This window comes from Rathayibacter rubneri, assembly GCF_023743255.1.
GTDB lineage: Bacteria > Actinomycetota > Actinomycetes > Actinomycetales > Microbacteriaceae > Rathayibacter > Rathayibacter rubneri.
In genome coordinates, this window is the sequence record NZ_JAMRYM010000067.1 from 1 (window position 1) to 20566 (window position 20566).

Consider the following 20566-nt stretch of genomic DNA (forward strand, 5'->3'; position numbering starts at 1 on the left):
GGTGAGCGCGCCGGGGCCGAGGCCCTCGTGGCCGCGCACGAGCGCCGCCGGAGCGCCGTCGACGCCGTCCTCGCCGAGCTCGAGCTGCAGGAGCTGCCCGCCGCTCCCGTCGATCTCGCCGGCGCGGAGGAGGCGGCCCGACTCGCCTCCGCCCGTCGCGACGAGGCCCGCTCGCGGCTCTCGGTGCTCGAGCACCGCGCGGCCCGGCTGACCGAGCTCGCCGCTCTCGCCGAGACGCGGTTGCGCTCGCTCGAGGGGCGCCTGCGCCGGCACGAGGAGCTGCGCGCGCTCGCCGAGACGATCGACGGACGCGGGCAGAACACGCGCCGCATGGATCTCGAGGCGTTCGCGCTCGCGGGGCGCCTCGAGGAGATCGTCGGCGCCGCGAACCTGCGCCTGGGCGCGATGACGAGCGGCCGGTACTCGCTGCTCCACGACGACTCCCTCGCCTACCGCAACGCGTCCTCCGGACTCGGCATCGAGGTGCTCGACGCCTTCACCGGTGTCCGGCGCCAGCCCGCCTCGCTCTCGGGGGGCGAGACCTTCCTCGCCTCCCTCGCCCTCGCCCTCGGACTGGCCGACGTGGTCACGATGCAGTCCGGCGGCATCACCCTCGAGACGATGTTCATCGACGAGGGGTTCGGCTCCCTCGACGCCGAGACCCTCGAGACCGCGCTGGGAACCCTCGACGCCCTCCGCTCCGGCGGCCGGACGATCGGCCTCATCAGCCACGTCGACGCGATGCGCGAGCGGCTGCCGATCGGTCTGCGGGTCGAGGTGGGCAGGCGCGGCGACAGCACGCTGCGCACCGACTGAGCGCCGCTCCCCGCGGCACCGTCGCGGCCGAGCACACGGCCGAGCACGGCCGCCGAGCACTACGGCCGCGAGGACCGGTGCCGCGCCACCGCGTCGGTGTTGCCGCAGCGTGCGGAGCAGTAGCGCTGCCGGCCGGCGCGGGACTCGTCGACGAACACCCGGTCGCAGCCTCCCCGGGCGCAGACGCCCATCCGCAGCCCCGCGGCCGCTGACACGAAGAAGGCGAGACCGCCCGCGGTCACCGAGCGCACCCGGGTGACGACGTCGCTGCCGTCCGGCACGAGGTGCAGGTGCGGCGGCATGCCGTCGTGGGTGGCGACGGACAGCGATCCGGCGACCTCCGCGAGCAGGGCGTTCACCTCGTCGCAGCGGGCCTGCACCGGCTTCGCTGCGAAGACGCGACGCACCCGCACCGCCCAGTGCCGCAGCGCCTGCGTGTCGGACGGAGCGAGGCCGGGTTCGCGGACGCCCTGCGCCCGCAGCAGCGGCTCGATCGCGTCGCCCGGCGCGGCGTTCACCAGCGAGGCCGCGAGTCGCGGACCCACCTGGTGCCGGTGGTCGAAGGTCATCCGCCGACTGTAACGGTTGAACGCCTCCGATCCGTTACGTGAGCATCGGAGCATGCACGAGCACCGCTGGACCCGACTCTCCCGCCACCCCACCAGCGAGGGGATCCTCGGCTACCTGCTCTGCCCCTGCGGCGCGCGGGAGATCGAGCTCGTCCCGCTCGCTCCTCCCGTGCTGCTCGCCTCCCGGAGCGCTCCGACCCGCCGCTAGCGCCTGGTCGGCACGGGATCGCCGTCGCGCATGGCCTGCTCGTGGTCGCCAGGCGCTAGGGTCGTGCGCAGTGACACGGGGTGCCCGCCGAGGGCTGAGAGAAGACCCGTTGAACCTGATCTAGTTCGTACTAGCGAAGGGATGTCGCGAATGAGCATTCGCACGCCTGCCCACCCGACCCTCCACGACATCGACGGCGCCGCCGTCGGCCGCGACCTCGACGGGCTGCGGCGCACGGCGCCGCTGGTCCAGTGCATCACCAACGCGGTGGTCACCGGCTTCACGGCCAACAGCCTCCTCGCCCTGGGAGCGAGCCCCGCCATGGCCGATCTTCCGGGCGAGGCCGGCGTCTTCGCCCGCCTCGCGTCGGCGACGCTCGTGAATCTCGGGACGCCCGGGGCCGAGCAGCGCGCCGGGGCGCGGGAGGCGATCGCGGCCGGACCGCGCTGGGTGCTCGATCCGGTCGCCGTCGGGCCGCTGCCGGTCCGCACCGCCTTCGCCGCCGAGATCCTCGAACAGGGGCCGTCGATCATCCGCGGCAACGCCTCCGAGATCCTCGCTCTCGCCGGTCTCGGTGCCGGCGGTCGGGGTGTCGACGCCGTCGACGGGGCCGAGGACGCGCTCGACGCCGCGACGGCGCTCGCCCTGCGCACGGGGGCCGCCGTCGCCGTCTCCGGCCCCGTCGACGTCGTCACCGACGGAGTCGCGGTCGTCCGGGTCACCGGCGGGCACCCGCTGCTGACCCGCGTCACGGGCGGGGGCTGCGCCCTGGGCGCCGTGATGGCCGCCTTCCTCGGCGCCGCCGATCCCGCCCCCGGAGCCGCACTCCGCGCCGCCGTAGCGGGCTCGGTCGTCTGGGGACTCGCCGCCGAGCGGGCGGCGCGCACCGCGGCCGGACCCGGGTCCTTCGCCGTGACCCTCCTCGACGAGGTCGCCTCCCTCGACGCGTCCGCCGTGGCGCAGGAGGCGAGGATCGCGTGAGCGGCCCGGATCTCTCCGTCTACCTCGTGACCGATACGCGGCAGTGCGGAGCGCGCGGGGTGCCCGCCGTCGTGTCCTCCGCGGTCCGGGGCGGTGTCCGCACCGTCCAGATCCGCGATCACGAGGCCTCGGCCGCCGAGCTGCTCGCCCTCGTCCTGGCCGTCGCCGCCGTGCTCGACGAGCGCACGACGCTCCTGGTCGACGATCGCGTCGATGTCGCACTCGCCGCCCGCCTGGCCGGAGCCCGGGTCCACGGCGTCCACGTCGGGCAGTCCGATCTGCCGGTCGCGGCCGCACGGGCGCTGCTCGGACCCGACGCCGTCGTCGGCCTGACGGCGAACACGCCCGCGCACCTCGACCTCGTGCACGCCCTGCCCGCGGGCACCGTCGACTACCTGGGTGTCGGGGTGATCCGACCCACTGCGACGAAGCCCGACCACCCGGCACCGCTCGGGATCGAGGGGTTCGCGGATCTCGCGGCCGCGACGGCGCTCCCCTGCGTCGCCATCGGCGGCGTGGGCATCGACGACGCGGCGGCGCTGCGCTCCGCCGGCGCCGCCGGACTGGCGGTCGTCTCGGCGATCTGCACGGCGGACGACCCCTCGGCCGTCGCCGCGGCCCTCCGAGCGGAGTGGGACCGGTGACCGCGCGCATCCCGCGCGTGCTCAGCATCGCCGGCACCGACCCGACCGGCGGCGCGGGCATCCAGGCCGACCTCAAGTCGATCGGCGCGCTCGGCGGCTACGGCATGGCCGTGATCACGGCGCTCGTCGCGCAGAACACGCACGGGGTCCGCTCGGTGCACCTGCCGCCGGTCGCCTTCCTCCGCGAGCAGCTCGACGCGGTGAGCGACGACGTCGCGATCGACGCGGTGAAGATCGGCATGATCGCGACCGCTGCGATCGGCACGGGCATCGCGGACTGGCTCGACGCCGTCCGTCCGCCGCTCGTGGTCGTCGATCCGGTCATGATCGCCACGAGTGGACACCGTCTCCTCGATCCCGAGGCCGAGGAGAGCGTCCGCGAGCTCGTCCGTCGGGCGCACCTCGTCACCCCCAACCTCCCGGAGCTCGCCGTGCTGGGCGGCACCGAGGAGGCCCGGGACTGGGCCGAGGCACTCCGGCAGGGCGCGGACGTCGCCCGGACGCTCGGCACCGCCGTGCTGGTCAAGGGCGGGCACCTCGACGGCCCGTCGACTCCGGATGCGGTGGTCACGCCCGCGGGCGAGGTCCGCGAGATCCCCGGCGAGCGGGTGGCGACGTCCCACACGCACGGCACCGGCTGCTCGCTCTCCTCCGCGATGGCCGTGCTGCTCGTCGGCCGCCCGGCCGGCGTCGACGACCTGGCGTCTGCCCTCGCGGAGGCGAAGGAGTGGCTCACCGGTGCACTCCGCGGCGCCGACGCCCTCGAGGTCGGATCGGGCAACGGGCCGATCGACCACTTCCACCGGCTCCGCACGCCCGCCTTCTGCGAGGCGGTGTGGAGCGAGACGGAGCCGCTGCGCCGCGAGATCGACGCCCTGCCCTTCGTCACCGCCCTCGGCGACGGCACCCTCGAGCGCGACGACTTCGAGTGGTACCTCGCGCAGGACGCGCTCTACCTTTCCGAGTACGCCCGCGTGCTCGCCGTGGCCGCCCAGCGGGCGCCGACCGCCGAGGAGCAGGTCTTCTGGGCCGAGAGCTCCGCCCAGGCGATCGCGACGGAGGCGCAGCTGCACCGCGACCGGCTCGGCAGCCGGTGGGACGAGCCGTCCGAGACGACCCGGGGCTACGTCGATCACCTGGCGGCCGTCGGAGCGAGGGGCGGCTACGGCGAGCTCGTCGCGGCACTGCTGCCCTGCTTCCAGCTCTACGCCGACATCGGGGAGCGGCTCGCAGCGGCGAACCGGCCGGGGCACCCCTACGAGGACTGGCTCTCGACCTACGCCGACCCCGGGTTCGCCGCCGCGACCGCGCGCGCGATCGCCGTCACCGAGGCCGCGTCCGCCCGGGCCGGAGCGACGGAGCGCGCCGCCATGCGCGACGCGTTCCTGCGCTCCAGCCGCTTCGAGCGCGACTTCTTCGCGGCTCCGCTCAGCCGATCGCCTCGCGGAGGACGTGCATGAGCGCGTCCAGCTGAACCGTGTCGGCCGAGGCGGTCTCGGCGTCCGCGCCGTCGAGCGCGCGGGCGGCGAGGCCCGCCTTGGCGTCGATCAGCTCGGCGATCTTCGCGTCGATGGTGTGCGCCGCGATGATGCGCCAGGCCGTGACCGGCTCCTCCTGACCGATGCGGTGCACGCGGTCGATCGCCTGCGTCTGCTCGGCCGAGGTCCACGAGAGCTCCGCGAGGACCACGTTCGAGGAGGCTTGCAGGTTGACGCCGACTCCCGCCGCCGTCAGCGAGCAGACCGCGACCGAGACGTCGGGGTCGGTGTTGAAGGCGTCGATCTGCGACTGCCGGAACGTCGCCGTCTGGTCGCCGCGGATCGAGACGGAGGCGAGCTCGCGCTTCTCGAAGGTCTCCTCGGCCTGGTCCATCACGTCGACGTGCTTGGCGAAGAACACGACCTTGCCGACCGAGCGCGCCAGCTGCGAGGCGTAATCCGCGGCCAGCGCGGCCTTGGCCTGGCCGATGCGGCGCACCATGGTGAAGACGTTCTCGCCGGTCTTCGCCGACTTCGACTCCTCGAGCTCGCTCTGCGCGACGATGCGGATGAACCGCTCGCTCTCGTCCGAGTCGAGCTCGTGCGTGATCGAGGCGGTGACGGCCTTGTAGCGCTGCAGCATCCGGGCGCCGAGCTCGCGCTCGGCCTTCTGGATGGAGCGGCCGAGGTCGTCGTCGAGTTCGACGGGCAGGTCCACGATCCGCTTCGAGGGCAGATCGGCGGCGACGTCGATCTTCTTCCGCCGGACGATGCCGAGGTCGATGACCGCCTCGCGCGCCTCGGGATAGAAGCCGGTGTCGGCCGGGGTCAGACCGGTCTCCTCGAGGCTGCGCATCAGGTCGGGCCCGGGCTTGGTCTCGTCGATCCAGCCGAGGAAGCGCCAGATCGCGCGGAAGTCGTCGACGTCGTTGATGAGCGGTGTCCCCGTGAGGGCGATCATCAGCGGGTCGTGCCCGGGGGTGGTCTCGCGGATCTTCGACGCCAGGGCGAGGACGCTCTGCGACCGCTGCGAGCGCAGGTTCTTGATGAAGTGCGCCTCGTCGACGACCATGCCGCGGAAGCCGAGGCTGCCGAGCCAGCCCAGGTGGCGGTCGAGGATGTCGTAGTTGACGATGACGACGTCGGCGAACGCGTCGAGGGTCGTGCCGTCGCCGTGGATGACGGTGGCGCGGCGGTGCGGGGTCCAGTGCTCGACCTCGCGGGCCCAGTTCATCTTGACGACGTTGGGCACGACGGCGAGCAGCGGGTAGGACCCGGTGACCGAGGCGGCGAGCAGGCTCTGCGCGGTCTTGCCCAGACCCGGCTCGTCGGCGAGCAGGAAGCTGCGGTGGCCCTCGCGCGCACTCTCGATGAAGCGCGCCTGGTGGGCCATGAGCTCGCGGCCCCGGGGAGAGACCCGGTCGATCGCGGGCGGCTCCGGCAGCTCCATGCTCGCGGCGCGTCCGCCCGCTCCGTACTCGAAGGCCTTGAAGAGCGGACCGAGCAGCTCCCAGTCGTCGAGGCGACGACGGGTGGGAGCCGGGGCGGCGGCGAGGGAGAAGTCCGGCGGCAGGAACGGGTTGGCCAGCTGGCGCGCCCGCACCGACGGCGGGACGACCTGGTTGACCGGCGCCTCCGGCCGGGGCTCCGGCTCGGTCACGATCAGCAGCTCGTCGGGGCTCAGCTCGGCACCGGCCTCGAGCAGCCAGTCGCGGCGGAGCTTCTGCGCGGCGGGGGTGTAGCCGGCCTCGGACTCGAGGAGGCTGATGAGGCTGGTGTCGCGGGCGGCGGTCTTCGCGAGGATGGTCGCGATGCCGTCCAGGCGCTTCATCTCCTCGGCGCGCTGGGAGTCGCTCAGCTCGGTGTCGACCTTGACGCGCTTGCGCTCCTCCCGCATGAGCAGGGCGATGACGAGGAACTTCGTGCGGTTGGTCGGGCCGACCTTGCCGGTCTGCGCCTTCGCCTCCACCTCGCGGACACGTCGCGCGAGGATCGGGATGATCCCGGCGTTGTCGCCTCCGCGGGGCCGCGACCGCGGCCTGCTCCCGGCCGCGTTCGTACGACGCGTCTGACCACCGGACTGACGCTGGCCGCTGCGAGCCATGCTCCTCCTCGACGTTCGACGGGGGCGCAGGAGGGGTTCCCGGGCTTCTACCGTCGGCATTGCACTGAAAGTGTCTTGCGCTGGCCACCCGGCCTCCGAGGAGGCGGACGGCGTCAGTGCATCCGATGGCCGTCGGGAGCTCCGAGCAACGGATCTGAGACCCGGTCGCAGCATCCCCGGCGCGCGGGTGCGCCCCCATCCTACCCCGAGCAGGCGCCGCGCCTACTCCGCGACGGGCACCTTGATGATCAGGCCGGCGGCGACCACGACGCCCACCGCGGCGAGGTGGAGGGAGGCCCAGACCTGGTCGGGGAACGCGAAGGGCAGGACCGGGTTCCACAGCACCAGGATCGGCACGAGCCCGACGAGCCAGAGGAAGGAGCGCGCCTGGATCGCGAACCAGCCGATCACGGCCGCGAGGATCGCGACCGGGTACCGCACGAAGTCGTAGGCGTCGCCGCCGACGAGGGCGAGCCCGGCGAGCAGCACGATCGCGGCGAGCACTCCCGGGGCCAGCGCCATCCTCGCGGTGCCGCGGGACGGATAGCGGCCGGCCGGGCCGCGGGACGAGGGAGCTGCGTTCACTCCTCGATCGTACGGGGCACTCGGGGCCCGTACCCCCGCCCGGTATGGGGTCCTCGGCGTAGGCTGGCCGGGTGATCGACGATCTGAAGAAACGGTCCCTCCACCGCGCGCGCATCCTCGAAGGCCAGATGCGCGGCCTCGCGAAGATGATCGAGAACGAGGACTACTGCGTCGACATCGTCACGCAGTCCCTCGCGATCCAGAAGTCGCTGGGCTCGCTCAACAAGCTGATCGTCGAGAACCACCTGCGCACGCACGTGACGACGATGTTCGACGAGGGCGGCGACGCGCGCGAGGCGGCGATCGCCGAGCTCGTGAAGATCTTCGAGCTCTCCAACAACCGCTCATGACCCGACTCGTCGCCCTCCGCGGCGACATCACCCGCGAGAACGTCGACGTGATCGTCAACGCCGCGAACTCCTCCCTCCTGGGCGGAGGAGGGGTGGACGGCGCGATCCACCGCGCGGGCGGGCCGGAGATCCTCGAGGAGTGCCGCCGTCTGCGCGCGAGCACGCTCCGCGACGGCCTGCCGGCCGGGTCCGCGGTCGCCACGACCGCCGGGCGCCTGCCCGCGCGCTGGGTGGTGCACACCGTCGGCCCCGTCCACTCGCGGAGCGAAGACCGCACCGCCGTGCTCGCCTCCGCGTACGCCGAGTCGATCGGAGCGGCTCGCGGCCTCGGCGCTCGCACCGTCGCGTTCCCGGCGATCTCGGCCGGCGTCTACGGCTGGCCGATGGACGACGCCGCGAGGGTCGCCGTCGAGTCCGTCCGGGCGGCGACGACCGACGACGACGATCCGATCGACGAGGTGCGCTTCGTGCTCTTCTCGGACGAGGCGCTCGCGGAGTTCACCCGGGCGCTCGGCTAGCCGCTTCCTCCCGTTCCGCACCCGGGAGAGGATGCGGAACGGGAGTGGACGCCGCGATCGCGTGGACGCGCCCTCGATCGGCCGGCAGCCGCGCGAGGATCCGTGCTACGCCGTCTTGGGCCGCGCGAACTCGTCGAACGGCAGCGTGATCGGGCGGGTGCGCGGCGGCATCCTCAGCAGCGCGTCGAGCGCCGGCCCGAGCGCCCCGCGCCAGGCGGCGTAGCCGTCCTCGTTCAGGTGCAGGCGGTCCGGGCTGTACCGGTCGTCCATCGCCCCGTCCTCCGTGGCGAAGACCGGCCAGAGGTCGAGGTAGGCGGCGTGCGCCGTGGGGGCGAACTGCCAGAGGTGGCGGTTCACGTCCCGGATCTGCGGCGCGAACTCGTGCCCGCGCGGCAGGACCGAGTTGACCAGGAGCCGCACGTCCGGGAGGTCCCGGCGCAGAGTGGCGACGATCGTCTCGATGTTCCGGACGATGTGCTCGGTGGTGCGGTGCCAGGCGAGATCGTTGGTGCCGATGAGCAGCACCACCGTGTCGGGGGCCTGCTCGACCAGTTCGGGCAGACGCGCCACGATGTCCGCGGTGGTCGCCCCTCCGTGGCCCTCGTCGACGACCGTCGACGCGGTGAGCCACCCGTCCCAGGCGCCGGCCTGGATGATGCTGTCCCCGACGAAGAGGACCTTCCCCAGCTGGAGATCGCGCCCCGCGTCCGTGTCCGACGGCTCGCTCATCGTGCTCCTCTCGTTCGGTCCGGAGGCGGTGTCGCTGCTCTCCGGAGTCTCCATTGTCACCGCTGCGCCCCGCGCCCGCCAGGGGACCGCTCGTCACCGGAGTCCGGCAGATCGAGCGCTGTGGCGGTGATCCGGTTCGCCATGCCGTTGAAGACGATGCCGTGGAACGGCAGGACGGCGAACCAGTAGAGGCGTCCCGCGAGGCCCTGCGGGAAGAAGACGGCCCGCTGCGTGTAGAGCGATCCGCCGCCCTCCGCGGGCTCCGCGCGCATCTCGAGCCACGCTCCTCCCGGCACCTTCATCTCGGCGCGGAGGCGGAGCAGCGTGGGCCGCTCGATCGCTTCGACGCGCCAGAAGTCGAGCGCGTCGCCCGCGTGCAGGCGCTCGGAGTCGCGGCGCCCGCGCTGCAGGCCCACTCCCCCGACGAGCTTGTCCATCCACCCGCGGATCGCCCAGGCGAGCGGGAAGGAGTACCAGCCGTTGGTGCCGCCGATGCCCTCGATGACGCGCCAGAGCTTCGCCGGGTCGGCGTCGGTGCGGCGCTCCTTGCGGTCGACGTAGACCGTGTGGCCGGCCCACTCGGGATCGCTCGGCAGCGGATCGCTCGGTGCGCCGGAGACCTCGGCGTTCTGCCAGCTCGTCTCGATCTCGCCGGCCTGCATCTTGCCCAGCGCCAGCCGGACCGAGCGCCGGTAGGGCGTGAGCCCGCCCTCGGGATCGGGGATGAGCGAGCGGATGTCCTGCTCCCGCACGATGCAGTCGTACTGGAGGGAGGCGATGATCGGCACCGCGAGCGAGCGCGGGATCGGCGTCACGAGGTTGACCCACTGCGACGCGAGCCACGGGGTGAAGACGGGGAGGGAGGCGATCGGCCGCTGCGGCAGCCCGGCCTCGACCGCGTAGCCGTTCATCATCTGCCCGTAGCGGAGCACGTCCGGCCCGCCGATGTCGAACGTGCGGTTCAGCGTCCGGTCCTCGAGCGAGGCCGAGCCGATGAGGTAGTGCAGCACGTCGCGCACGGCGATCGGCTGGATGAAGTTGCGCACCCACTGCGGGGCGGGCATGTAGGGGAGGATGTCCGTCAGATGGCGCACCATCTCGAAGGACGTCGAGCCGGAGCCGATGATCACCCCGGCCTGGAGCGCGATGGTCGGCACGCCCGACTCCATCAGGATCCGGCCGACCTCGGCCCGCGAGCGCAGGTGCTTCGACAGCTCCTGGCCCTCGGGGTGCAGACCGCCGAGGTAGACGATGCGGTCGACGCCGGCGGCGAGAGCGGCCTCGGCGACGTTCGTCGCCGCCCTGCTCTCGATCTCCTCGAACTTGGCGTGGTCGGCTCCCGAGCCCATCGAGTGGACGAGGTAGTAGAGGACCGAGACGCCCTCGAACGCGGCGGTCAGCGACTCCGCATCGCCCAGATCGCCCTGGGCGACCTCGACCTGCTCGGACCACGGCACCTCGGCGAGCTTGCGCGGGTCCCGGACGAGGACCCGCACGCGGAAGCCCGCTTCCAGCAGGCGCGGGGTGAGCCGGCCGCCGATGTAGCCGGTCGCACCGGTGACGAGCGCCAGCGGGCGCGACGGATCGGAGGAGGATTCGCTCATGTCGGCCACCGTACGCCGATGCCCTGGGCGCCTCCCCCGCTGGTGCGGGCGGTCCTGCGCTGCTAGGACTCGCCGAGGACCGTGCGGACGCGGCTCACGTCGTCGTTCATCTGCCGGATGAGCGGCTCGACGCCCTCGTAGGCGACCATGCCGCGGATCCGCGAGACGAAGGCGACGTCGACGATCCGGTCGTAGAGGTCGAGCGTCTGATCGAGCACGAACGCCTCGACCTGCTTGGGCGGCACCCCGATGAAGGTGGGGTTGCTCCCCACGGAGATCGCAGCGGGGTAGGTGCGCCCCTCGACGCTCAGGCGCCCCGCGTAGACGCCGTCGGCGGGGATCAGGCCCTGCGACTGCGGCGACAGGTTCGCCGTCGGGAAGCCCAGCTCCCGCCCGCGCTTGGCCCCGTGCACGACGACACCGCGGACGACCGGCTCGTGACCGAGCAGGCGGGTGGCGTGCTCCACGTCGCCCTCGGCGAGCAGGTCGCGGATCCAGGTGGAGGAGACGCGGCGGCCGTGCTCGGGCCGCACGTCGTCGATGAGCTCGACCTCGAAGCCGTGCTCGGCGCCGAGCGCCCGGAGCAGGTCGATGCCGCCGGCACCCCGGGCTCCGAACCGGAAGTCGGAGCCGACGAGCACGACGCGCGCCTCGAGCGCGTCCACCAGGATCTGCTGCACGAACTCCTCGGGCGAGAGCGAGCGGAACTCCTCGTCGAAGGTGAGCAGCAGCGTCGCGTCCACGCCCGTGCCGGCGAGCAGCTCCAGCTTCTGCTCGTTGCCGACGAGCGCGGGCGGGCACTTCTCGGGGGCGATCACGCTCAGCGGGTTGCGATCGAAGGTCACGACGACGGCGGCGAGTCCGCGCTCGCGCGCCCGCTCGTGCAGCGTGCCGATCACGGCGCGGTGCCCGGAGTGGACACCGTCGAACTTGCCGATGGTCACCGCGGAGGGGCCGATCCCGGCGAGGTCCTGCGCTCGCGTCTCGACGCGCATCAGAGCGCGCTCCTGCGGCCCTGCACGCGCAGCCACCAGAGACCCAGGACCGGGAGGACGAGCGGGATGAGCAGGTAGCCCGCGCCGAAGGCCGACCAGACGGTCGACTGGCGGCCGAAGGGGTCGACGCTCGTCAGGCCGAGCAGCTCGGGTGCGAGGACGCTGATCCCTCCGACGACGAGGACGCCGACGAGCTCGAAGGTGATGGTGACCCACGCCACCCGCTGCCAGAACGCCCCGCGCGCGACGAGCGCCACGGTCGCGACGATGTAGACGACGGCCGAGAGGGCCGAGAGCGAGAACGCGAGCGGGGCCTCGTCGAAGCGGTCGATGATCTGGAAGACCGAGCGGCCGGTCGCGGCCAGGGCGAGGATCCCGTAGACCGTGACGAGCAGGCTGCCGACCCCCCTCGAGCGGGTGGAGCGGACGGGACGGGACGGCCGGTTCGGGGTGGAGGCGCCCCGATCCTCGGCCTCGCTGGAGTGTGTGGACATCGCAGAGTCAATGCTAGGCGCTCGGAGCCGGGCGCCGGCCCGGACGGCTCACGCGACCTGGACGAACCAGATCTGGTGCATGCGGTACACCATGACCGCGATCGAGAGGCAGGCGACTCCGAGGATCACCGTGCTCCACCGGGTGCGTTCGATCAGGGCCCAGAAGCCGGCCGCGAGCGGCAGCAGGAGCGCCGAGATCAGGTAGATGTAGTACTCCGGCAGGCTGCCGGACGGGTTGTTGCCGATCAGCGGCGAGACGATCGCGACGGCCAGCTGCACGATCAGCAGCAGCTCCACGATCGCGGTCGCGCCGACCGACACGTCCGACGGACGCCGGTTCAGGAGCCCGAGGACCAGGCAGAGCAGTCCCGCCGCGACGGCGACCGCCACCTGCACGATCGTGAACCACTCGATCACGGCGCGACCGCCCTGACGTCCTCCGTCGGGAAGTTGACGACGCTCTTGAGCACCGCGCCGCGGCGCTCGGCCAGCCCGATGAGCCTCTCCCCCGGGGCGACGGCGGCGAGCAGGCCCTTGGAGTCGCGCAGCTCCTCCGGGACCGCGATCCGCTTGCCGTTCGCCAGGTCCGCGGAGGACTGGGCGTCCAGCCGCAGCAGCGGGAAGAGCTCGGCCGCCACGGAGGTCGGCGTGAGCAGCGCCGACGGGACGTCCAGCTCGTCGATCTCGCCGGCCGCGGCGACCGCGAACGGGCCGACGGCCGTGCGGCGCAGCGCCGTCAGGTGCCCCCCGACTCCGAGAGCGGCGCCGAGGTCGCGAGCGAGGGCGCGGATGTAGGTGCCGGACGAGCAGGTGACCCGGACGTCGAGGTCGAGGAAGCCGTCGACCTCGCGGCGGGCGAGGACGTCGAAGGCGCTGACCGTGACGGGACGCGCGGGGATCACGACCTCCTCGCCGTCGCGGGCGCGGGCGTAGGCGCGGCGCCCGTCGATCTTGATCGCGCTGACCGAGCTCGGGACCTGCTCGATCGCGCCCGTGAGCCCCGCGATCCCGGCGTCGATCGCGTCGTCGCCGAGTGCGGCGACCGCCGCCGGCGGCGCGCTCTCGAGCACGTCGCCCTCGCGGTCGTCCGTCGTGGTGGAGGCGCCGAGGCGGATCGTCGCCTCGTACTCCTTGTCGAGGCCGACGAGGTACGTGAGCAGGCGCGTCGACGGACCCAGGCCCAGGATCATCAGACCGGTCGCCATCGGGTCGAGCGTGCCGGCGTGGCCCACCTTGCGCGTGCCGGCGCGGCGACGGGTCCGGGAGACGAGGTCGTGGCTGGTGATGCCTCCGGGCTTGTCCAGCAGGAGGATCCCGTTCGGGGCCGTCACCGGAGGAGTGGGGGTCGCGAACACGGGTGCGAGGATACACGCGCCGGTCGGGAGCGAGCCGCGGGGCGGGCGGCGACCGTGCCGTCCTAGGCTGGTCGGATGAGGATCGCAGTACTCGGGACGGGCGCCGTCGGCGGAACGATCGCCGCCCTCCTCGACCGGGCCGGGCACGACGTCGAGGCGACCGCTCGCGGAGCGCACCTCACCGCGATCCGGCGCTCCGGCATCCGCCTCGACGGGGCGTGGGGCGAGCACACCGCCTGGGTCAGGACGGGCGAGACCCTCGACCTCGTCCCGGACGTCGCCTTCCTCTGCACGAAGGCCCAGGACGCCGAGGACGCGCTGCGCGCCAACCGGCGCACGGTCGACGGCGCGCTGATCGTGGTCGTGCAGAACGGCCTCGACGGGCTGCAGGCCGCCGCCCGCCAGGTGCGCGACGCCTCCCTCGTGGGCGCACTCGCCCTCTTCGCCGCCAGCCACCTCGAGCCGGGCCGCGTCACCGTCACGGCTCCCGCGACGACGACCCTCGGAGTCCCCGGCAGGCCGGCCGACGACGAGGTGCGGCGCGCCGCCGCCGTGCTCGGCGAGGCGGTGCCCGTCGCGGTCACCGACGACTTCCTCGGCGCGCAGTGGACGAAGCTCCTGATCAACGAGGTCAACGCGCTGCCCGCGATCACCGGGCTCTCGGTGCAGGAGACGATCGCCGAGCCTCGCCTGCGCCGACTGCTGGCCCGGGCGATGAAGGAGGCGGCCCGCACCGGACTCGCCTCCGGGGTCCGCTTCGGCACCCTGCAGGGGCTCTCGGACACCGCGGTGCGCGCTCTCGCGGCCGCTCCCCTCCCGGTGGTCGAGCTCCTCCCCCGGAGGATGGCGAAGGGCATGGGCGAGGTGCCGAACCCCGGATCCACGCTCCAGAGCATCCGCCGCGGCGTGCCCAGCGAGATCGACCACCTCGCCGGCGCCGTCGTGCGCACCGCGCATCGGCTCGGCCGGGAGGCGCCGGTCAACCAGCTCCTCGTCGAGCTCGTGCACGAGGTCGAGCGCTCCGGCGCGTTCCTCGCTCCCGAGGACGTGGCCCGGCGGGCGTCGGCCGTCTGACGTCCGGCGCCGCTCAGCAGGAGTCGGCGAAGACGCGGCGCGGATGCTCCGGATCGCGGATGTCGATCAGCACCGGCGCGAGCCGCCGCGGATCCGTGCTCGCCCGGTAGGCGAGATCCACCGGCGGCTCCTGGGTGTCGAGCCGGATGCCGAGGCTCCAGGCTCCGCGCAGCTCCGGGCGCAGCGCGAACTCGCCGTCGACGAGGAGCACGGCGTCGCGGCCGGCCGTGCGCCAGCGCGGCTGCCTCGGCTCGTCCCGCACGGCGTCGAAGGCGGCGAGCACGAAGCCGGTGCTCCCGCCGAGCTTGAACGGGTCGAGCAGCACGCGCCGCAGGAGCTCGTAGTCGTAGCGCAGGCGGTAGGCGCGCTCCCCCTCCGGCACGGCGGCGTCCTGCCGCTCCGCCCGCGCCCGCTGGAAGTCGCTCAGGTGCGCGACGAACGCGCCGTGGCCCGCCCGGGCGAGAGCCGCCGCGAGGTCGTCCGCGAAGGAGGCGGAGAGCACGGGATCGTCGCTGTCGATCGCGACGGCGACACGACCCCTGGCGTAGTTGTGCAGCACCTCCGCCGCGAGCGCGTCGAGCACATCGACCTTCTGCGGAGCCCACTTCGTCATCCGTCCACGATACGCGGCAGCGCCTACGCTGGACGGATGCCCGCCGCATTCGCCCCCGCGATCGTCGAGTGGTTCCGCAGCGACGCCCGCGACCTGCCGTGGCGCCGGGAGGGCTTCCCCGCCTGGGGCACCCTCGTCAGCGAGTTCATGCTCCAGCAGACGCCGGTCGTCCGCGTGATCCCCCGCCTGGACGAGTGGCTCCGCCGGTGGCCGACGCCCGCCGACCTCGCGGCCGTCCCCTCGGGCGAGGCCGTCCGGGCCTGGCAGTCGCTCGGCTACCCGCGCCGCGCCCTCCGACTGCACGCGTGCGCGGTCGCGATCGCCGACGAGCACGGCAACGTCGTGCCCGAGGACGTCGACGCACTCCTCGCCCTCCCCGGGGTCGGCGACTACACCGCGCGCGCGGTCGCCGTCTTCGCCTACGGCCGCCGCCATCCCGTCGTGGACACGAACGTGAGGCGGGTGATCGCCCGGGCCGTCGCCGGAGTCGGCGAGCCCGGCCCGCCGCGCACGAAGCCGGATCTCGAGGCGATGGAGGCGCTGCTGCCCGACGACGTCGCCGAGTCAGCCGTCTTCAACGCCGGGATGATGGAGCTGGGCGCGATCGTGTGCACCGCGCGCTCCCCGCGCTGCGAGGTCTGCCCGATCCGCGACTCCTGCCGCTGGCGGGCGGAGGGGTACCCGGCCTACGACGGGCCCGTGAAGGCGCGCCAGAAGAGATTCGAAGGGTCGGATCGGCAGGTCCGGGGCCTGGTGCTCGCGGAGCTCAGGGCGTCGCACGGTCCCGTCACCGAGGCCGAGGTGCGCTCGTTGTGGCCGGACGCCGAGCAGCTCGACCGGGCTCTCGCCGGACTCCTGGCCGACGGTCTGGCGACGGGCACTCCCGAGGACGGCTACCTCCTCCCGCACGCCTGAGCCGAGGGCGGGCGTCGGAGGAGACGGGTAGCGTGGCGCCGTGACCCGCCGCCGTCTCCGCCTCCTCCGCCCCGACTCCGACGTCGACCGCGCACTGGCCGCCGTCCGCGCCGAGAACGACCTGCCGGGGGACTTCCCCGCGGACGTCCTCGCGGAGGCCGCGGCGGCCGACCGCACGGCCGACGACGACGGCCGGATCGATCTCACCGCGATCCCGTTCGTCACGATCGACCCGCCCGGCTCCCTCGACCTCGACCAGGCGCTCCACCTCGAGGAGTCCCCCGGCGGCGCCGTCCTCCGCTACGCGATCGCCGACGTCCCCGCGGTGGTCCGACCCGGAGGCGCCCTCGACGCCGAGACGCGCCGCCGCACCCAGACCTACTACCTGCCCGACGGCCGGATCCCCCTGCATCCCGCCGTGCTGTCGGAGGGAGCCGCCTCCCTGCTCCCGGAGCAGCGGCGCCGCGCCCTGGTCTGGACCCTCGAGCTCGGACCCGACGCCGAGCCGCGCTCCGTCCGCGTCGAGCGGGCCCTGGTCCGCAGCGTCGCGCGCCTGGACTACGCGGGAGTGCAGCGCGACGCCGAGAAGGGCGCACTGCACCCCTCGATCGCCCTGCTGCCCTGGTTCGGCCGCGAGCGCCGCGCTCGCGAGTCCGAGCGGGGCGGCGCGAGCCTGACGCTGCCCGAGGAGGAGATCGTCGCCGACGACGGCCGCTACCGGGTCGAGCGCCGCGCGCCCCTCGAGGCCGAGGACTGGAACGCCCAGGTGTCGCTCCTGACGGGCATGGCGGCCGCGACGATGATGCTCGACGCCGGAGTGGGGATCCTCCGCACGATGCCGCCCGCGGACGCCGAGACGGTCGCCGCCTTCCGCGCCCGCGCCGAGCTCCTCGGAGTCCCGTGGCCCGTCGACGAGCCGTACGGGGACTATCTGCGCCGCCTCGACACGGGCGATCCCGCACAGCTGGCCGTCATGCACGCCGCCGCATCGCTGTTCCGCGGCGCCGGCTACACCGCGTTCGACGGCAGCCGACCGGAGCAGCCGGAGCAGGCCGCTCTCGCCGCTCCGTACGCCCACGTCACCGCGCCGCTGCGCCGTCTCGTCGACCGGTTCGGCCTGGCGGTCTGCCTCGCGGTCAGTCGCGGAGAGGAGCCGCCGGAGTGGCTCCGCGCGGCACTCCCCGGGATCCCGGCGCTCATGGCCGCCGGCGACCGCCGCTCGGGAGCCGCGAACCGCGCGGCGACCGCGGTCGTGGAGGCCGCCGTCCTCCGCGGCCTCGAGGGCTCCGTGTTCTCCGGCATCGTCGTCTCGACCGCCCGGACGCGCTCCTCGGTGCAGCTCCTCGAGCCCGAGATCACGGTCGACGTGCAGACCCCGCTCACGCCGGGAGCCCGTGTCGACGTCGTCCTGGAATCGGTCGATGTCGCCACGGGCTCCGCAGTCTTCCGTGCGGTGGATCAGTCCTCGTCGTCGTCCTCGCGAGGCTTGACGTAGGGGTCCTCGTCGCCGGCGTAGCTCGCGCCCGCCGCCAGCGTCTGCACCTGCGAGTCCTGGTTGCGCGCCGCGGCGAGCAGGTCCTCGATGTGCTTCGCGTTCTCGGGGACCGCGTCGAGGATGAACTCGAGCGACGGGGTCAGGCGCGACGTGATGTTCTTGCCGACCTCCGTCCGCAGCATGCCGGTCGCCGCCTTCAGAGCGGCAGCCGAGTCGGTGCGCTCCTCGTCGGTGCCGTAGACGGTGTAGAACACCGACGCGTGCTGGAGGTCGCCCGTCACCTGGACGTCCGTGATGGTGACGAAGCCGAGCCGCGGGTCGCGGATGCCGCGCTCGAGCCGCTTGGCGACGATCACCTTGATCCTGTCGGCGAGCTTCCTCGCCCGTGCCGGATCTGCCATAGCTGGTCCTCACCTCTCTCTCGACGGGCCGTCGGGCCCGTCCTCTGATTATTCTCCCGCGCCCCGAGACGCCCTCCCGCCTTGACGTCCACTGTTCAGGCAGCTGGGCAAGGGACGTCGCAGACGGAACGCCTCGCGACGCCTCCTTCCCGCGCACCTGCGGTGCGCCCGCCAGACCCGAGCCAGGAGGCGTCGCGAGGCGTTCCGCCCGCTCCTCCGCTCGAAGGAGATGCGCTGCTGGTCCGAGGGGATCCTGCAGGTGCACGTCGACTCACGAGGAGCGGAGCGTCACCCACCGGAGTGGAGGGGCGGCGGCGTCCTCTTCGCGTGCCCGGCTCGGGTCTGGCGGGCGCCCGCAGGGCGCGGGAAGGGCGCGCGAAGAGGATGCCGCCGTCCCGACCGGCCCGTGGCCCGACCGGGACCGCACCCCCTCCAACGACGGAGGAGGCCCGGGGCGAACCCCGGGCCTCCTCTGCGTGTCGGATCAGCCTCGCGGCTTCTCCTTCATCTCGATCGTCTCGATCTCGTCGCCGATCTGGATGTCGTTGTACTTGCCGAGACCGATACCGGCCTCGAAGTCCGTACGGACCTCCGTGACGTCGTCCTTGAAGCGACGCAGCGACTCGATGGCGAGGTTGTCGCCCACCACGACGCCGTCGCGGATGACGCGCGCCTTGGAGTTGCGGGTGATCGTGCCGGAGCGGACGATGACACCCGCGATGTTGCCGAACTTCGAGGAGCGGAACACCTCGCGGATCTCGGCGACACCCGACTGGACCTCTTCGAACTCGGGCTTGAGCATGCCCTTGAGCGAGTTCTCGACCTCTTCGATCGCGTTGTAGATGACCGAGTAGAAGCGGATGTCCACTCCTTCTCGAGCAGCGCGCTCGCGGGCCTTGGGGTCGGGGCGGACGTTGAAGCCCACGATGATCGCGTTGTCGATCGTCGCGAGGTTGACGTCCGACTCCGTGATCGCGCCGACACCGCGGTGGATGATGCGCAGCTGCACCGAGTCGTCGACCTCGATCTTGACGAGCGACTCCTCCAGCGCCTCGACGGCACCGGACACGTCGCCCTTGATGATGAGGTTGAGCGACTCGACCTTGCCCTCTTCGAGAGCACGGGTGAAGTCCTCGAGCGAGATGCGCTTGCGGGCCTTGGCCAGCAGGGCGTTGCGCTGAGCGGCTTCGCGCTTCTCGGCGATCTGACGCGCGGTGCGGTCCTCCTCGGTGACGAGGAAGGTGTCGCCTGCCCGGGGCACGGACGAGAGTCCCTGCACCTGGACCGGACGCGACGGCACGGCCTCGAGGACGGCGTTGCCGTTCTCGTCCGCCATCGCACGGACGCGGCCGTAGGCCGTTCCGGCGACGATCGCGTCTCCGACGCGCAGCGTTCCCGACTGGATGAGCACGGTCGCGACCGCGCCGCGTCCCTTGTCGAGCTTCGCCTCGATCGCGACGCCGCGTGCCTCCTTGTTGGGGTTGGCGCGCAGGTCGAGACCGGCGTCCGCGGTGAGCAGCACGGCGTCCAGGAGGTCCTGGATGCCGGTGCCGGCGCGGGCCGACACGTCGACGAACATGACGTCTCCGCCGTACTCCTCCGCGACCAGTCCGAACTCGGTGAGCTGCTGGCGCACCTTGGCCGGGTTGGCGTCGGGCTTGTCCACCTTGTTGACCGCGACCACGATCGGCACGTTGGCCGCCTGGGCGTGGTTCAGCGCCTCGATGGTCTGCGGCATGATGCCGTCGTCCGCCGCGACCACGAGGATCGCGATGTCCGTGACCTGTGCACCGCGGGCTCGCATGGCGGTGAACGCCTCGTGACCCGGGGTGTCGATGAAGGTGATCGGGCGCTCGATGCCCTCGTGCTCCGCGACGACCTGGTACGCACCGATGTGCTGCGTGATGCCGCCCGCCTCGCCGGCGACGACGTTGGCGTTGCGGATCGCGTCGAGCAGGCGCGTCTTTCCGTGGTCGACGTGACCCATGACGGTGACGACGGGGGGACGGATCTCGAGGTCCTCGTCCGTCTCGTCGTCGAGCTCCTGCTCGAGGTCGAGACCGAAGCCCTCGAGGAGCTCCTTGTCCTCGTCCTCGGGCGAGACGACCTGGATCTTGAAGCCGAGCTCCCCGCCGAGCACCTCGAAGGTGGCCTCGTCGAGCGACTCGGTCGCCGTCGCCATCTCGCCGAGGGCGAAGAGGACGGTGACCAGGTTGCCGGGGGGCACCGGCACGCCGGTCATGGCCTCGATCTTGTCGGCGAAGTCCGAGATCGACGCGCCGCGGCGCAGACGGATGACCGTCTTGCCGTCGCCGCGGGGGACGCTGACGCCGCCGAGCGACGGAGCCTCCCTGAGCTCGAACTCCTGACGCTTCGTGCGCTTGGACTTGCGGGCCTTGCTCTTGCCGCCACCGCGACCGAACGCACCGGCGGTGCCGCCGCCGGGTCCGCGGCCACGACCGCCGCCGCCACCGGGACGCGGGGCGAAGCCGCCACCGGCACCGGGGGCGCCGCCGCCGGGACGCTGGAAGCCGCCGCCTGCGGGGCGACCGGCTCCACCGGGACGACCGGCTCCTCCGCCGGGACCGCCCGGGCGCTGGCCGAAGCCCGCGGGGCGCTGGCCCATGCCGGGTCCACC

Annotated in this window: 22 protein-coding genes and 1 riboswitch; of the genes, 10 read left to right on the plus strand and 12 right to left on the minus strand. The window is 73.1% G+C overall.

The genetic code is table 11. From position 1 onward, the window contains the following. Nucleotides 1-816 (plus strand): SbcC/MukB-like Walker B domain-containing protein (locus tag NB037_RS13815; protein WP_279308919.1); only part of this gene is annotated, 816 nt, incomplete at its 5' end. A 59-nt stretch (nucleotides 817-875) separates the two neighbouring features. On the opposite strand, the gene NB037_RS13820 is transcribed toward NB037_RS13815, so the two are convergent. After that, on the minus strand, nucleotides 876-1385 hold the full coding sequence (locus tag NB037_RS13820; RefSeq protein WP_251946632.1) for a CGNR zinc finger domain-containing protein: 510 nt from the start codon (nucleotides 1383-1385) through the stop codon (nucleotides 876-878). A 52-nt stretch (nucleotides 1386-1437) separates the two neighbouring features. Between NB037_RS13820 and NB037_RS13825 the strand changes: the two genes are divergently transcribed. From NB037_RS13825 to thiD, 4 genes are all read left to right on the plus strand, one after another. After that, a complete protein-coding gene (locus NB037_RS13825) occupies nucleotides 1438-1593 on the plus strand; it encodes a hypothetical protein (protein WP_251946634.1) in 156 nt (51 codons plus the stop codon). 66 nt (nucleotides 1594-1659) lie between these two features. After that, nucleotides 1660-1752: riboswitch (TPP riboswitch) on the plus strand. Next, nucleotides 1744-2574, plus strand: a complete 831-nt coding sequence (thiM, locus tag NB037_RS13830; RefSeq protein WP_251946635.1) for a hydroxyethylthiazole kinase — start codon at nucleotides 1744-1746, stop codon at nucleotides 2572-2574. Its footprint overlaps the riboswitch before it by 9 nt. Next, a complete protein-coding gene (thiE, locus tag NB037_RS13835; RefSeq protein ID WP_251946637.1) occupies nucleotides 2571-3218 on the plus strand; it encodes a thiamine phosphate synthase in 648 nt (215 codons plus the stop codon). The genes thiM and thiE overlap by 4 nt, the downstream gene beginning before the upstream one ends. Then, entirely contained in the window at nucleotides 3215-4678 is a 1464-nt protein-coding gene (thiD, locus tag NB037_RS13840) for a bifunctional hydroxymethylpyrimidine kinase/phosphomethylpyrimidine kinase (RefSeq protein WP_251946639.1), read from the plus strand. Before thiE ends, thiD begins: the two co-directional genes overlap by 4 nt. Here the strand turns inward: thiD and NB037_RS13845 are convergent. Together NB037_RS13845 and NB037_RS13850 are read right to left on the minus strand one after the other, a co-directional pair. Beyond that, nucleotides 4647-6800 (minus strand): DEAD/DEAH box helicase, encoded by a 2154-nt coding sequence (locus NB037_RS13845; RefSeq protein WP_251946642.1) that lies wholly within the window; start codon nucleotides 6798-6800, stop codon nucleotides 4647-4649. The genes thiD and NB037_RS13845 overlap by 32 nt on opposite strands. A 222-nt stretch (nucleotides 6801-7022) precedes the next feature. Next, entirely contained in the window at nucleotides 7023-7385 is a 363-nt protein-coding gene (locus tag NB037_RS13850; RefSeq protein ID WP_251946644.1) for a DUF6804 family protein, read from the minus strand. 71 nt (nucleotides 7386-7456) lie between these two features. Between NB037_RS13850 and NB037_RS13855 the strand changes: the two genes are divergently transcribed. Together NB037_RS13855 and NB037_RS13860 are read left to right on the plus strand one after the other, a co-directional pair. Beyond that, nucleotides 7457-7735, plus strand: a complete 279-nt coding sequence (locus NB037_RS13855) for a metal-sensitive transcriptional regulator (RefSeq protein WP_251946646.1) — start codon at nucleotides 7457-7459, stop codon at nucleotides 7733-7735. Beyond that, the gene (locus tag NB037_RS13860) at nucleotides 7732-8253 is read left to right on the plus strand and encodes an O-acetyl-ADP-ribose deacetylase (protein ID WP_251946648.1); all 522 of its coding nucleotides are present in this window, start codon (nucleotides 7732-7734) and stop codon (nucleotides 8251-8253) included. The genes NB037_RS13855 and NB037_RS13860 overlap by 4 nt, the downstream gene beginning before the upstream one ends. 105 nt (nucleotides 8254-8358) lie before the next feature. On the opposite strand, the gene NB037_RS13865 is transcribed toward NB037_RS13860, so the two are convergent. The 6 genes from NB037_RS13865 to truB all read right to left on the minus strand — a co-directional run bounded on the left by NB037_RS13865 (nucleotide 8359) and on the right by truB (nucleotide 13430). Continuing rightward, a complete protein-coding gene (locus NB037_RS13865; RefSeq protein ID WP_251946650.1) occupies nucleotides 8359-8982 on the minus strand; it encodes a GDSL-type esterase/lipase family protein in 624 nt (207 codons plus the stop codon). A gap of 56 nt (nucleotides 8983-9038) precedes the next feature. Next, complete coding sequence (locus NB037_RS13870) at nucleotides 9039-10586, minus strand: SDR family oxidoreductase (protein WP_207402522.1); 1548 nt, start codon at nucleotides 10584-10586, stop codon at nucleotides 9039-9041. Between the two features lie 62 nt (nucleotides 10587-10648). Further along, entirely contained in the window at nucleotides 10649-11581 is a 933-nt protein-coding gene (locus NB037_RS13875; protein ID WP_251946651.1) for a bifunctional riboflavin kinase/FAD synthetase, read from the minus strand. After that, nucleotides 11581-12075 (minus strand): hypothetical protein, encoded by a 495-nt coding sequence (locus NB037_RS13880; RefSeq protein WP_251946652.1) that lies wholly within the window; start codon nucleotides 12073-12075, stop codon nucleotides 11581-11583. Before NB037_RS13880 ends, NB037_RS13875 begins: the two co-directional genes overlap by 1 nt. A 48-nt stretch (nucleotides 12076-12123) precedes the next feature. Beyond that, complete coding sequence (locus NB037_RS13885) at nucleotides 12124-12492, minus strand: hypothetical protein (protein WP_251946653.1); 369 nt, start codon at nucleotides 12490-12492, stop codon at nucleotides 12124-12126. Then, nucleotides 12489-13430: a tRNA pseudouridine(55) synthase TruB gene (gene truB / locus NB037_RS13890; protein ID WP_251946654.1), complete on the minus strand. Its 942-nt coding sequence runs from the start codon at nucleotides 13428-13430 to the stop codon at nucleotides 12489-12491. Before truB ends, NB037_RS13885 begins: the two co-directional genes overlap by 4 nt. Before the next feature lie 75 nt (nucleotides 13431-13505). Here truB and NB037_RS13895 point away from each other — a divergent pair, with 75 nt between their 5' ends. Then, on the plus strand, nucleotides 13506-14504 hold the full coding sequence (locus tag NB037_RS13895) for a ketopantoate reductase family protein (RefSeq protein ID WP_251946655.1): 999 nt from the start codon (nucleotides 13506-13508) through the stop codon (nucleotides 14502-14504). Between the two features lie 13 nt (nucleotides 14505-14517). Here NB037_RS13895 and NB037_RS13900 read toward each other — a convergent pair whose 3' ends face one another. Beyond that, the gene (locus tag NB037_RS13900; protein WP_251946657.1) at nucleotides 14518-15117 is read right to left on the minus strand and encodes a nucleoside/nucleotide kinase family protein; all 600 of its coding nucleotides are present in this window, start codon (nucleotides 15115-15117) and stop codon (nucleotides 14518-14520) included. 36 nt (nucleotides 15118-15153) lie between these two features. On the opposite strand from NB037_RS13900, the gene NB037_RS13905 reads away from it, so the two are divergent. Together NB037_RS13905 and NB037_RS13910 are read left to right on the plus strand one after the other, a co-directional pair. Next, nucleotides 15154-16032 carry an iron-sulfur binding domain-containing protein gene (locus tag NB037_RS13905; RefSeq protein WP_251946658.1) on the plus strand — a complete coding sequence of 293 codons (879 nt, stop codon included), beginning with the start codon at nucleotides 15154-15156 and terminating at the stop codon, nucleotides 16030-16032. Nucleotides 16033-16072: 40 nt separating this feature from the next. Then, nucleotides 16073-17527 carry an RNB domain-containing ribonuclease gene (locus NB037_RS13910; RefSeq protein WP_251946661.1) on the plus strand — a complete coding sequence of 485 codons (1455 nt, stop codon included), beginning with the start codon at nucleotides 16073-16075 and terminating at the stop codon, nucleotides 17525-17527. Here NB037_RS13910 and rbfA read toward each other — a convergent pair. Then, nucleotides 17491-17928, minus strand: coding sequence for a 30S ribosome-binding factor RbfA (rbfA, locus tag NB037_RS13915; protein WP_055794638.1), 438 nt, complete (start codon nucleotides 17926-17928; stop codon nucleotides 17491-17493). The genes NB037_RS13910 and rbfA overlap by 37 nt on opposite strands. 484 nt (nucleotides 17929-18412) lie before the next feature. Further along, on the minus strand, nucleotides 18413-20566 hold a 2154-nt coding region (infB, locus tag NB037_RS13920; protein ID WP_251946662.1), incomplete at its 5' end, for a translation initiation factor IF-2.

Coding starts and splice junctions, on each gene's coding strand:
- NB037_RS13900 (WP_251946657.1), bottom strand. CDS start 15,117: ATGACGAAGTGGGCTCCGCAGAAGGTCGATGTGCTCGACGCGCTCGCG.
- NB037_RS13895 (WP_251946655.1), top strand. CDS start 13,506: ATGAGGATCGCAGTACTCGGGACGGGCGCCGTCGGCGGAACGATCGCC.
- NB037_RS13860 (WP_251946648.1), top strand. CDS start 7,732: ATGACCCGACTCGTCGCCCTCCGCGGCGACATCACCCGCGAGAACGTC.
- NB037_RS13870 (WP_207402522.1), bottom strand. CDS start 10,586: ATGAGCGAATCCTCCTCCGATCCGTCGCGCCCGCTGGCGCTCGTCACC.
- NB037_RS13820 (WP_251946632.1), bottom strand. CDS start 1,385: ATGACCTTCGACCACCGGCACCAGGTGGGTCCGCGACTCGCGGCCTCG.
- NB037_RS13845 (WP_251946642.1), bottom strand. CDS start 6,800: ATGGCTCGCAGCGGCCAGCGTCAGTCCGGTGGTCAGACGCGTCGTACG.
- thiM (WP_251946635.1), top strand. CDS start 1,744: ATGAGCATTCGCACGCCTGCCCACCCGACCCTCCACGACATCGACGGC.
- NB037_RS13905 (WP_251946658.1), top strand. CDS start 15,154: ATGCCCGCCGCATTCGCCCCCGCGATCGTCGAGTGGTTCCGCAGCGAC.
- NB037_RS13875 (WP_251946651.1), bottom strand. CDS start 11,581: ATGCGCGTCGAGACGCGAGCGCAGGACCTCGCCGGGATCGGCCCCTCC.
- NB037_RS13880 (WP_251946652.1), bottom strand. CDS start 12,075: ATGTCCACACACTCCAGCGAGGCCGAGGATCGGGGCGCCTCCACCCCG.
- NB037_RS13825 (WP_251946634.1), top strand. CDS start 1,438: ATGCACGAGCACCGCTGGACCCGACTCTCCCGCCACCCCACCAGCGAG.
- rbfA (WP_055794638.1), bottom strand. CDS start 17,928: ATGGCAGATCCGGCACGGGCGAGGAAGCTCGCCGACAGGATCAAGGTG.
- NB037_RS13865 (WP_251946650.1), bottom strand. CDS start 8,982: ATGAGCGAGCCGTCGGACACGGACGCGGGGCGCGATCTCCAGCTGGGG.